The organism is Candidatus Kryptobacter tengchongensis (genome assembly GCF_001458555.1).
Taxonomy (GTDB): domain Bacteria; phylum Bacteroidota; class Ignavibacteria; order Kryptoniales; family Kryptoniaceae; genus Kryptonium; species Kryptonium tengchongense.
In genome coordinates this window covers 1-11,491 of the sequence record NZ_CZVH01000060.1, presented here as the reverse complement: position 1 = coordinate 11,491, position 11,491 = coordinate 1, and the positions used below count along the sequence as shown (strand labels likewise).

Below are 11,491 nucleotides of genomic sequence, written 5' to 3'. Positions count from 1 at the left end.
GAAACGAGATCAAAACTCCAACTGTGACAGTTCCCTTTATCACCTCCCCACCACCATACCAGATTATAAGCCCAACCCCAATTGCACTTATAAGTTCAACTGCGGGAAAGAAAACAGCGTAATAAAAAACCGACCTTATGTTCGCATCTCTATATTTTGCGTTTATCTTGTCAAACTTTTTAAACTCCTCTTCCTCCCGGTGAAAAACCTGCACCACGCTCACACCAGAAAAATGTTCCTGTAAGAAAGCATTTATCCTTGCGATTAACGCCCTTACCTCCCTATAAGCCTCCCTCGCCTTCTTTCTGAAAAGAAAAGTCGCATAAAAAAGCAAAGGCAAAACGCTCAAAGTGACAAGCGAAAGTTCAAAACTTAACTTAAACATGAAATATAAAATCCCCAAAATTGTAAATATATCCCCAAAAACAAGAACAATCCCGGATGAATACATTTCATTTAAAGATTCAACATCATTCGTAACCCTTGTCACAAGTCGTCCAGTTGGATTTTTATCAAAAAATCTCAAGGCAAGCCGTTGCAAATGGCTGAAAATCTCCATTCTTAAGTCAAAAATTGTCTTCTGACCAATCCATTCAGTTACATAACTTAAAAGATATTGTAAGATCCCCTGCAAAAGCAAGATGCCGAAAAGAAGCACTGCTAATTTTGTAAGTCCTGAATAATTTGACTTCAAGATATAATCATCTATCGCAAATTTCGTTATGTAAGGTCGTAATGGATTTAACACTGCAAGTATTAAAACAAGTATGACCGAGATAGCAACTTGTTTCCAATACGGTTTAACATATTTTAAAAGTCGTTTCATCAACCTTGAATCATACGCCTTGCCAACTATTTCATCTTCCCTAAAATCATGCATAAACTGCGTAAAAAATTTGTTTTACATTTTTTCAAGTTCTTCTTCAAGTATCTGTTTTTGATAAAGATCCGCATAAACCCCGCCAAGTTCAATAAGTTCATCATGCGTTCCCTGTTCAACTATTTCACCATCGTCAAGAACAATGATGAAGTCTGCATCTTTAACGGCGGTTATCCTGTGGCTTATAATTATCGTGGTTCTTCCCTTTCTAAATTCTTTTAGATTTTTTAAGATCGTCTCTTCTGTGTAAGCATCAACTGAAGAGAATGAGTCATCAAGTATTAAAATTTTTGGATCTTTTATCAAAGCCCTTGCAAGAGATAGCCTTTGTTTCTGCCCACCAGATAAAGTTATGCCCCTTTCCCCAATGATGGTATTAAACTTATCCTGAAATTCCATGATCTCATCATAAATATGTGCAATCTTCGCAACTTCAAAAACTTTTTCATCGCTTACTCCATCCACCCCAAAAGTTATATTATTCTTTACCGTATCAGAAAACAAGAAAACCTCCTGCTGAACATATCCGATACTTTCTCTTAAAACTTTAAGTGGAATTTTCTTAACATTAACTCCATCTATTAAAACCTCCCCTTTATCAGGGTCAAATAACCTCGGGATTAAATTCACAAGCGTTGTCTTTCCACTTCCAGTATAACCAACTATTCCAACCGTTTGTCCTTGCTTTATATCAAGATTTATATTTTTCAAAACATAATTTTCGGAGTCTGGATACCTGAACCATACATTTTTAAACTTAATCTCACCCTTTATCTCTTTAATTGAGAAATCAGTTTCTTCTGTGTCTTTGATCTCTGGCTCAACCTTGAAAACCTCAAGCAATCTATCCATTGAGGCTGATGCCCTTTGCGTCAAATTTACAATCCATCCAAACGCAATCATTGGCCAGATCAGATAACCAAGATAAATTAAAAACGATGTTATTTGTCCAAGCGTCATCATACCTTTTATAACTTGATAACCACCATACCAAACAACAAGTATAATTGAAATTCCAGTTATCAAAATCATCAACGGATATGTCAGTGATTGAATCTTTATAAGTTTTATGTTCTTTAGCATATATTCAAAACTTAACTTCCTAAACTTTTCAATCTCGTAGTCTTCTCGCACATAAGATTTTATCACCCTTATTCCGGAGATATTTTCCTGCGCCACAGTTGTAATAGTTCCAAAATGTTCCTGTATATCCTCATATCGTTCGTGCACAATTTTCCCGATTTTGTAAACCAAATAGGAAATCAACGGAAGTGGTATCAAAGTTACCAGCGTAAGTTTAAAATTCATAGAAAACATAATCCCAAGTATAACAACAAATTCAATTACGGTTTCAACAGAATACATTATTCCAGGTCCCAAGAAGTTTCTGACAGCGGGGATATCATTCGTTGCATAAGCCATTATATCGCCAATCTTTTTATCCCTGAAATAAAGATAATGCAAACTTTGCACATGACGGTAAAAATCATTTCGCATGTCATATTCAATTTTCCTTGAAGCAACGATTATAGTTTGCCTCACAAAGAAGGAAGCTATACCGCTCAAAAGAGTTGAACCAATTACAAGAGAAGCAAACCATAGAAGTTTTTCACCTGTAACTCCAGATTTTAAACTATCAATCGCTCGCCCAATTAAAATTGGAATCAAAACATAAAATGCCTCACTGATAAGAATTGCTAAAACTCCAAGCGTGAGCAATTTCTTATATTTTAAAAGATACGGTTTGAGCTCAAGGAGTGAACGCATAAAGTTTTAAGAAAAAAATTTTAGTTTTCACAACCAATCTCACTTATAACAGCAGAGGATAAAATCTTATTTTATGTTTACCTTTATGATCACGCCCTCTGCCGAAAAACCAATTTTTTTATGTGTCCCATCGCAAAAAGGCTTATTCTGTGAGCCCCCACATCTACAAAGAGCGATTGTCTTCTTTTCAATTACCTCGCTCCTTTCATCTTTTTCAATCTCAAAATTCCCTTTTTCTATCTCAATCAGATATGGACCATTTTCACTTGCCTTTATCTTAATCATTGTGGTAACCTCTTTTTGATTAAACTTAACAAAGATTGGTAATTTTTACAAATTTTGATGGTTAACGAAGGATTTTATCTAAACTTGAATTTCAAATTTAACATTTTTAATTTGTTTCAAGTTAAAAGCAAAGAAGAAATATGATGCGAAGAATATCAAAATTTTTGTTTGAGTTGAAAAAATGGGTTGAGAACTTTGCCGACAAACCCTATGCTGGACTTGCTCTGTTTTTAATCGCATTTACAGAATCCTCATTTTTCCCAATTCCGCCAGATGTTCTTTTAATCGCAATTGCCCTTTTAAAGCCACAGTTATCATTTAGATACGCTCTAATTTGTTCGGCTGGCTCAGTGCTTGGTGGGATGTTCGGATATTTACTTGGGCTACAGTTCTATGAGATAATCGGAAAGAAAATCATTGAATTTTACCATCTTCAAGATGAATACAACACGGTTAAAATTATGTATGATAAAAACGCATTCGTCGCTATTGTGATTGCTGGATTCACACCAATACCTTATAAAGTTTTCACAATTGCTGCTGGCGCCTTTCAAATTAACTTTTATACACTTGTTTTGGCATCCGCATTGAGCAGACCAGCAAGATTTTTTCTCGTCGGTGGTTTAATTTATTTCTTTGGTCCGAAAGTTAAAACATTTATTGATAAATACTTTGACTGGCTGACAATTGCATTCATCACACTTTTGATTCTTGGTTTCACTTTAATCAAATATCTCAAATGAGAATGAAAAGAGGAGTTTCACTTGAACGGGCAATTTCAAAGCTTGGGTATGCATCAAGAAACATCGCAAGGGAAATAATCAAACATGGCAGGGTCAGCGTGAATTCAAAAATTATAACAGATCCATCTTACAGAGTTAACCTTAAAAAAGATAAAATCGCCATTGATGGACAGATTCTAAAACAAAAAGAAAAAATCTACATAATCCTTAACAAGCCAAAAGGAATTGTAACAACAAGGAGAGATGAACTTAACAGAAAAACCATTTACGATATAGTTAAACTTGATACATGGGTTGCCCCAGCCGGGCGACTTGATAAAGATACAAGTGGACTTTTAATTTTGACAAATGACAATAAATTTGCCGACTTTATCACAAACCCGGAATCAAAAGTTCCCAAGACATATCTTGTAAAACTCAACAAAAAGATAAAACAAGAAGATTTGTTAAAACTTAAGCTCGGGATAGAAATTGAAGTAAATGGAAAAATTTATACGACGATGCCCGCAAATATAAAAATTGTCAAAACAAATCCAAAAACATGCTGGGTTGAAATTGAAATAGTTGAGGGCAAAAATAGACAGATTAGAAGAATGTTTGAAAAACTCGGCTATAAAGTTGAAAACCTTGTTAGAATAAAGATTGGAAATTTTGAGGATAAAAATTTAAAACCTGGGGAATGGAGATTTTTAAATAAAGAGGAATTAAAACAAATTGCACCAACATATTTTAAATGAGACCACTTACAATTGGAATAGCCGGTGGCACTGGCTCTGGAAAAACAACCGTCGCAAAGAAAATTGCGCAAAAAATTGGAACAGATAAAGTCATAATCCTTGAACACGATAGTTATTACAAAGACATCTCTCAATTTGGAGGCAAAAAAGCTGAAGAAATTAACTTTGACCATCCAGATGCACTTGACACAAAACTTTTAATTGAACATGTTAAGAAATTAAAAAATTATCAACCCGTTGATATACCAATATACGACTTTGCAACATACAGACGACTTGAACAGACAAGACATATTGAGCCCAAAGATGTGATCGTAATTGAGGGGATACTTGTCTTTGTTGAAAAGGAACTGCGTGATTTGATGGATATAAAAATTTTCGTTGATACAGACGCAGACGAAAGAGTGTTAAGAAGAATTAAAAGAGATATAATTGAAAGGGGAAGATCTCTTGAATCCGTAATAAATCAATATATTTCAACTGTTAAACCATCACATCTTGAATTCGTTGAGCCAAGCAAAAGGTGGGCTGATGTAATCATTCCAAGAGGTGGGGAAAATGAAGTCGCAATTGAAATGGTGGTCTCAAGAATAAAAACAATGCTGGAGGATAAAAAATGAAAAAAATCTCAACAGTTTTGATCATTATTTCTTTGATTTTAAACTCATGCGCAAGCAAAAGATATCACATTGTTGAAAGAAACAACTCAAAAATAATCATCGGCGAATTTCCAATCCAATTGCTTGAAAATGAAAATTTCAAATGGTACGGCGATGGATATTCTAAATATGTTGTTGAAGATCCCGAGAGCTTCAGCCTGATAAAATCAAAAGCTAACAAATTTGATGTGCTAATTTTTATAGGGACTTGGTGTCCAGACAGCAGAGAATATTTCCCAAAGTTTATGAAGATAATGGACGAAGCAGGCATCTCAAGAAAATATATTAAAGTTATCGGGCTTGATAGAGATAAAAAGTTAAAGGGTTTAACTGACAAATATAACATAACGAGAGTCCCAACATTTATATTTTTCAAAAACGACAAGGAGATCGGACGAATAGTTGAGCATCCGCAGGGTACACTTATCAAACATATTGCAAAAATTTTGAACGAGCTCAAATGAACACATGGCTTTCAATTTTACCACCCATCTTTGCGATAATTCTGGCTTTGATAACCAAACAGGTTTATATTTCACTTTTCATTGGAATATGGCTTGGGTGGACTATTTTATCTGAATTCAACCCATTACTTGGACTTGTTAATTCTATTGATGCGATAATAAATGTTTTCAAAGAGCCTGCAAATACGAGAGTTATAATTTTCAGTGCGCTTGTTGGAGCCTTAATCGCCCTAACTCAACGCTCGGGTGGGGTTCAGGGATTTATAAACTTAGTTTCAAGGCGCAGTTTTATAAATTCAAGAAGAAAAGCACAAATTTTCGCTTGGGCTATCGGGATGAGCATATTTGTTGAATCAAGCATAACCTGCCTTGTCACAGGAACAGTGTCAAGACCAATTTTTGATAAATTCAAAATATCAAGGGAGAAACTTGCTTATATTTGCGACTCAACATCAGCCCCTGTTTGCATTATGATACCACTTAACGCGTGGGGTGCGTATGTGATTGGATTGCTCACACAAGTTGGTGTTAAAAATGAGATTCAGCTTTTTATTTCTGCCTTGCCTTTCAATTTTTACGCAATTTTCGCAATCCTTCTTGTTTTATTCATCGGACTCACAGGATTTGACTTTGGACCAATGAAAAAGGCAGAATTAAGAGCAATACATGAGGGAAAGGTAATTGCAGATGGAGCGATGCCTCTCATCGCCGATGAAGTGATAAATATCCCTCCAAAATCTGATGCAAACCCAAAAGCAAGAAACATGATTATTCCCATTTTGACGATGATATTGATGATGCCCATTGGACTTTACATAACTGGAAATGGAAACATTACAAATGGCTCTGGTTCAACATCTGTCCTTTGGTCCGTGATGACATCAATCTTCGTAGCGGGATTTCTTTATAAAATTCAAAAAATTCTATCAATTCGCGAAACAATTGAACTTACACTCAAAGGCATGGGAGGGCTTATTCCACTTGCCGTTTTGATGACATTTGCTTTCGCAATTGGAGCGGTATGTAAAGAGCTAAAAACAGGTGAGTATGTTGCTCATATTGTAAGCAAATTCATAAATCCAAAACTTTTACCAAGCATAGTTTTTTTAACCTCATGTTTTATCTCTTTTTCAACTGGAACGAGCTGGGGAACCTTTGCTATAATGATCCCGATATCTGTCCCCGCTGGAATTGCGCTTGGCTCTAACCTATCACTTATCATAGCAAGCGTCTTAAGCGGTGGAGTTTTTGGAGATCACTGCTCCCCAATATCAGATACGACGATAGTTTCTTCAATGGCATCTGCCTGCGATCATCTTGACCATGTTAAAACACAACTTCCGTATGCTATTACAGCCGCTTCTTTCGCCCTGATATTTTTTACCATCTTTGGTTTTATCTTAAACTAAAAAACTAAAAAAATGACACTTTTAATTCTAACACTTGGATTGATAGCAACGATTGCTGAAATACTTGGTGGTTTAATTATATTTTTTACGCGAAAATGGCCCCAAAAACTTCAAGATTATATGCTTGCTTTTGGAGCTGGTTTCATAGTTGCCCTCGTGCTGACGCAACTTGTCCCTGAATCAATCAACTCAATAGGTGAAACAGCACCAATTTTAATTATGCTTGGATATGCAACACTTCACTTTTTTGAACACGCCATCGTCTCACACTTACATTTTGGCGAGGAAACTCACACTGAACATATAATTTCAAAAACAGCAAGCTATTCTATTTTTTTAGGTCTTTTCATTCACGCTTTCTTTGATGGAATGTCAATCTCAATTGGCTTAAAATTTAATTATGTGATTGGGCTTCTGCTTTTCATCGGTGTTTTCCTTCACAAATTTCCCGAAGGTATGACTGTAGCATCAATTATTTCAGCATCGGGTAAAAAAGTTAGCACATCGCTTTTGCTCGCTTCAATCGTTGGATTTGCCACATTTGCCGGTGTCTTGATCGGACTTGCTATACCTGCAATAAGCGAAAAACTCACCGGGTATTTCTTTGCGTTCATCTCCGGAGTTGGTTTATATGTTGGAACTACTGATTTAATACCCGAGATTAATAATTCAAAAACAAAGCTCGCTCCAATTGCGGTCTTCTTCGGGATGCTGTTTTTTTACATGACCTCCGACTTCTTACACAAAGTAATTCACTGAATATGAAAGAAATAAAGAAAGAATACAAAAAATTAACTGACACAGAACTTGTAAAACTTGCCGTAAAAGGTGATGAATTAGCTTATGTTGAATTGATGAACAGATATAAAAAGAAAGTTGAGACAATAGTTAACCGCATCGTTAGAAATAAGAGCGAAACCGACGATCTTGTCCAAGAAATTTTCACTAAAGCCTTCACTTCAATCTCAAGTTTTAAATCGGAATTTTCATTCTCAACTTGGCTTTACAAAATTGCGACAAATCATTGCATTGATTTCGTCCGAAAGAGGAAAATTTCAACTTATTCACTTGATGAAGAATACGAGCTTGAAGATGATTCCATCCAGCGCGAGATCCCAGACTGGAGCAATGTTCCCGACCGTGAATTATTTCAGAAGCAGAAAAACGAGATAATTTACGAGGCGATCAACTCTCTTCCAGAACACTATCGCAAGGTTATCATAATGCGACACTTTGAGGATAAATCTTACGAGGAGATAGCAAAAGAGCTTAAACTTCCACTTGGAACGGTTAAAGTGCATATTTTCAGAGCAAGGGAGTTGCTTTACAAAAAGTTGAAAGATAAATTAAAACATTACTGAAACTGTACTTTCCTTTTTCCGTAAAAAAATAACATAGAACACAAAACAAAGAATACGCCAATTTGAAACTCCATAAACTTGAAATAGTTTTCCTAATTTTTTTAATTCAGATAGTCAGGGCAAACGATGAAAAAATTTTTCAGACAAGGTTTCATAAAGAGATACCGAGGAAAAATGAAAAAGAATTGAAAATAAAAATTTCTGGTGGTACTGGTGTTTTCTATATCCTGCCGGGAAGTGATGATAAAATAGCTGTGATTGATGGCTACTCTGAAAAAACTACGACAAAAAATCTCGTAAACATTGATTACTTTGTTGAGGAAGGGATTGGGTATCTTGAGTTTGAAATAACGAAAGTTTCATCCAGAGAAATCTCAAGCGATGAAAGTTGGTATATAAAACTTTGCAACGATATCCCGACAACACTTGATATTACGCTTGGAGCCAGCAAAGCAAACATTGAACTTGGGGGGTTAAGTTTGAAAAATTTAAAAATTTCAACTGGCGTAAGCAGTACGAAGCTTAAATTCACAAGCCCAAACAAAATAACAATGAGAAAACTTGAAATTGAAGCAGGCGTTGCAAAATTTGACGGTGAAAAACTTGGTAATGCAAAATTTAGAAGTTTTAACTTCTCCGGTGGAATGGGCTCTTTTGATATTGATCTATCAGGTGAATTACTTAACGACGGTGAGCTTAATTTTGAATTAGGCTTTGGTAATCTTGATATATATCTGCCAAAAGAAGTTGGTGCAATTATAACCTCACCTTCAAGTTTTCTCTCATCAAGAAAATTTGACAATTTCTATAAAAGGGGCGATAAATTTATAAGCTTTAACTATGAGAATGCACAGAAAAAAATTAATATCTTTATTGAATCAGGTCTCGGAAATGTGAGGGTAAGATGGATTGATTGAAGTTAAAATCTTTAAGCAAAACTTCTGAATTCTCTCACCCACCGCACCTTTTATAATCTCACTTCTTCTAAACTTTTCCATAGCATAAACGGTAAATCCTGATTTTTCAAATTTTCGTTTCAACTTTTTAATATAAGCATCCTCGCCAAAACCACCGTAGGTGAGAAAGAAAAAAATTTTTATTGATGATTTGAATTTGACCCGTTTTAAAAACCTAATAAAATAAGTTACAGGGGGACAGTTAAATGTCCATTTGGGCGTTCCAAGTATTATTGCTTCGTAATTATCTATCTTAAGAAGTTTTAAATTCTTAATCGGAAAGGGTAAAGACGGGATAAATGAGAGAAAAAGCCAAAAAATATATTTGAACTTTAATACAGGTTCAATTTTAAAAACCTCACAATTAACCCCGTTTTTTTGAAGATTTTCCAGAATACTAAATGCAACTTTCTCCGTGTTTCCCGTAAATGAAAAATAGACGAGCAAAACTTTCACTCTAACCTAACAATTTTAATAATAATGTTGCAATGGTAAGATAAGTTGCTGAGCTTAACATATCAGTTCCAGTTGAAACAAGTGGACCTACCGCAGTTGCGGGATCTCTCTTCAGTTTTATTAAAACAAATGGCTCAATGGTCCCCATAATTGAGGAAAAAGTCATTGAAGCAAGACATCCAACGAAAGCAGATACAGGTAAAACAAATGAATATTTTAGCCCGTAAACAAGTAGCGTGATAGTTGCAAGAACAAATCCATAGACCAATCCCATAATGGAACCAGCAAGTGTTTCCTTTACAAGGACTTTCTTCAAATCGTTCATTTTTATGCTCCCGGTCGCAAGACCCCTAACACAAATCGTTGATGCCTGCGTTCCCACATTCCCACCCATAGCTGCGATAAGTGGCATATAAGAGGCAAGAGCTATAATCTGTTGTAATGTTGGCTCAAAATATTTTACGATGAAAGAAACTATTATCTCACCAATATAAGTTAAAATCAACCATGGCATTCTCAATCTTGCGGATTTCAAAGGCGAAAGCAATGTCTCAATGTCCTCAAGCTGCGTTCCAACCATTTTTGCAATATCTTCGGACGCTTCCTCATGAATGACATCAATTATATCGTCAACAGTGATTATACCCATAAGTTTTCGGTATTTATCAACAACAGGAATTACAGTCAAATTATATTTCTTCATAATTGAAGCAACTTCCTCTTGGTCGGTATCAACTTCAACACTTATAACCTTCTCATCCATTATGTCGCTTATTTTCCTTTTAGGGTCGGACAGAATCAAATCTTTAAGTTGCACCACACCTACAAGAACCCCTTTTTCACTTGTGACATAGATTGAATAAATTGTCTCTTTATCTGGAGCTGTCATCCTTAAAAACTCTATCGCTTCGCCAACGGTCATACTTTCAACAACGGATGCAAACTCTGTTGTCATCAACCCACCTGCGGTCTCGGAAGGATAAGCAGTTAAAATCTCAACCTCACGCCTTGCTTCCTCGGTCATCAAAGCTTCGTATTCCTGGGACTTATCTACAGTTAACTCCTCAAACAAGTCCGCTCTTTCATCTGGGGACATTTCATTTAGAATAAATGCCCTATCTTCAATTGGAAGCTGCTCAAGTATCAAGATCTGATCATTTTCATCAAGTTCATCAAAAACCTCAATGGCTTTTTCTTTACGAATAAGTTTAAAAAGTTTCACCTTTTCATCTGCTGGCAACTCTGAGATTATCTCCGCAATGTCAACTGGATGTAAATCATCAAGGATATCAATAAGTTCTTCATTTCTTTCAGCCTGAATCAGCTCCCTTATATCTGGCAGTAAAATAAGCATTGTTTTCATCTTGATAAACCCTGTCTTTATTTTTTCGTTGTTTTCTTTTCAAACTCGTAAAACTTTATCTCAGGTATGAATTCAATCACGCCATAATAAAACGCATATGTAAAAAACTCCTTCATCCCCGAAATTTCAGCTTCCCCAAGATCATAATATAAATTTTGCGTCAAATACGACTTACAAAATTCAAAATCAACGCCATATTTTACGCTTGCCTCATGAGAGATCACATCAATGTTTTGAGTTCCATATTCTTTTGAATTTATTAAAGCCATGATATCATCTTCGCTCAAACTTTCTCTTCTCCCAACCCATAATGCGTAAACGAATGGCAAACCTGTTAGGTCATTCCATTCATCCCCAAGATCAATATAAGATTCATAACCACTTTTCTCAAAAAGCGCATGGTCTCCAATT

General features: G+C 35.5%; 14 protein-coding genes. 8 read left to right on the top strand and 6 right to left on the bottom strand.

The window, feature by feature from the left end; genetic code table 11:
• The 3 genes from AT685_RS05460 to AT685_RS05450 form a co-directional block, all read right to left on the bottom strand.
• Positions 1-880 (bottom strand): ABC transporter ATP-binding protein (locus AT685_RS05460; protein ID WP_143713139.1); only part of this gene is annotated, 880 nt, incomplete at its 3' end.
• A gap of 21 nt (positions 881-901) precedes the next feature.
• Complete coding sequence (locus AT685_RS05455; RefSeq protein WP_072151856.1) at positions 902-2,647, bottom strand: ABC transporter ATP-binding protein; 1,746 nt, start codon at positions 2,645-2,647, stop codon at positions 902-904.
• A 66-nt stretch (positions 2,648-2,713) separates the two neighbouring features.
• On the bottom strand, positions 2,714-2,929 hold the full coding sequence (locus AT685_RS05450; protein ID WP_072151859.1) for a CDGSH iron-sulfur domain-containing protein: 216 nt from the start codon (positions 2,927-2,929) through the stop codon (positions 2,714-2,716).
• Between the two features lie 143 nt (positions 2,930-3,072).
• On the opposite strand from AT685_RS05450, the gene AT685_RS05445 reads away from it, so the two are divergent.
• The 8 genes from AT685_RS05445 (at position 3,073) to AT685_RS05410 (ending at position 9,222) form a co-directional block, all read left to right on the top strand.
• Positions 3,073-3,675: a YqaA family protein gene (locus AT685_RS05445; protein WP_234696254.1), complete on the top strand. Its 603-nt coding sequence runs from the start codon at positions 3,073-3,075 to the stop codon at positions 3,673-3,675.
• Positions 3,672-4,412, top strand: a complete 741-nt coding sequence (locus tag AT685_RS05440; protein WP_081040605.1) for a pseudouridine synthase — start codon at positions 3,672-3,674, stop codon at positions 4,410-4,412. The genes AT685_RS05445 and AT685_RS05440 overlap by 4 nt, the downstream gene beginning before the upstream one ends.
• The gene (udk, locus tag AT685_RS05435; protein ID WP_072151855.1) at positions 4,409-5,032 is read left to right on the top strand and encodes a uridine kinase; all 624 of its coding nucleotides are present in this window, start codon (positions 4,409-4,411) and stop codon (positions 5,030-5,032) included. The genes AT685_RS05440 and udk overlap by 4 nt, the downstream gene beginning before the upstream one ends.
• A complete protein-coding gene (locus AT685_RS05430; RefSeq protein WP_072151854.1) occupies positions 5,029-5,535 on the top strand; it encodes a thioredoxin family protein in 507 nt (168 codons plus the stop codon). Before udk ends, AT685_RS05430 begins: the two co-directional genes overlap by 4 nt.
• Positions 5,532-6,944, top strand: coding sequence for a Na+/H+ antiporter NhaC family protein (locus AT685_RS05425; RefSeq protein WP_072151853.1), 1,413 nt, complete (start codon positions 5,532-5,534; stop codon positions 6,942-6,944). The genes AT685_RS05430 and AT685_RS05425 overlap by 4 nt, the downstream gene beginning before the upstream one ends.
• A 12-nt stretch (positions 6,945-6,956) precedes the next feature.
• On the top strand, positions 6,957-7,703 hold the full coding sequence (locus AT685_RS05420; RefSeq protein WP_072151852.1) for a ZIP family metal transporter: 747 nt from the start codon (positions 6,957-6,959) through the stop codon (positions 7,701-7,703).
• A gap of 2 nt (positions 7,704-7,705) precedes the next feature.
• Positions 7,706-8,305, top strand: coding sequence for an RNA polymerase sigma factor (locus AT685_RS05415; RefSeq protein ID WP_072150729.1), 600 nt, complete (start codon positions 7,706-7,708; stop codon positions 8,303-8,305).
• Positions 8,306-8,367: 62 nt separating this feature from the next.
• Entirely contained in the window at positions 8,368-9,222 is an 855-nt protein-coding gene (locus AT685_RS05410; RefSeq protein ID WP_072150730.1) for a LiaF domain-containing protein, read from the top strand.
• On the opposite strand, the gene AT685_RS05405 is transcribed toward AT685_RS05410, so the two are convergent.
• The 3 genes from AT685_RS05405 to AT685_RS05395 all read right to left on the bottom strand — a co-directional run.
• Entirely contained in the window at positions 9,184-9,717 is a 534-nt protein-coding gene (locus tag AT685_RS05405; protein WP_072151851.1) for a flavodoxin family protein, read from the bottom strand. The two genes, AT685_RS05410 and AT685_RS05405, sit on opposite strands and share 39 nt — an antisense overlap.
• A gap of 1 nt (position 9,718) precedes the next feature.
• Positions 9,719-11,080: a magnesium transporter gene (gene mgtE / locus AT685_RS05400; RefSeq protein WP_072150732.1), complete on the bottom strand. Its 1,362-nt coding sequence runs from the start codon at positions 11,078-11,080 to the stop codon at positions 9,719-9,721.
• 17 nt (positions 11,081-11,097) lie between these two features.
• Positions 11,098-11,491 (bottom strand): MqnA/MqnD/SBP family protein (locus tag AT685_RS05395; RefSeq protein ID WP_320409076.1); only part of this gene is annotated, 394 nt, incomplete at its 5' end.

Coding starts and splice junctions, on each gene's coding strand:
- AT685_RS05455 (WP_072151856.1), bottom strand. CDS start 2,647: ATGCGTTCACTCCTTGAGCTCAAACCGTATCTTTTAAAATATAAGAAA.
- AT685_RS05445 (WP_234696254.1), top strand. CDS start 3,073: ATGATGCGAAGAATATCAAAATTTTTGTTTGAGTTGAAAAAATGGGTT.
- AT685_RS05440 (WP_081040605.1), top strand. CDS start 3,672: ATGAGAATGAAAAGAGGAGTTTCACTTGAACGGGCAATTTCAAAGCTT.
- udk (WP_072151855.1), top strand. CDS start 4,409: ATGAGACCACTTACAATTGGAATAGCCGGTGGCACTGGCTCTGGAAAA.
- AT685_RS05430 (WP_072151854.1), top strand. CDS start 5,029: ATGAAAAAAATCTCAACAGTTTTGATCATTATTTCTTTGATTTTAAAC.
- AT685_RS05425 (WP_072151853.1), top strand. CDS start 5,532: ATGAACACATGGCTTTCAATTTTACCACCCATCTTTGCGATAATTCTG.
- AT685_RS05420 (WP_072151852.1), top strand. CDS start 6,957: ATGACACTTTTAATTCTAACACTTGGATTGATAGCAACGATTGCTGAA.
- AT685_RS05415 (WP_072150729.1), top strand. CDS start 7,706: ATGAAAGAAATAAAGAAAGAATACAAAAAATTAACTGACACAGAACTT.
- mgtE (WP_072150732.1), bottom strand. CDS start 11,080: ATGAAAACAATGCTTATTTTACTGCCAGATATAAGGGAGCTGATTCAG.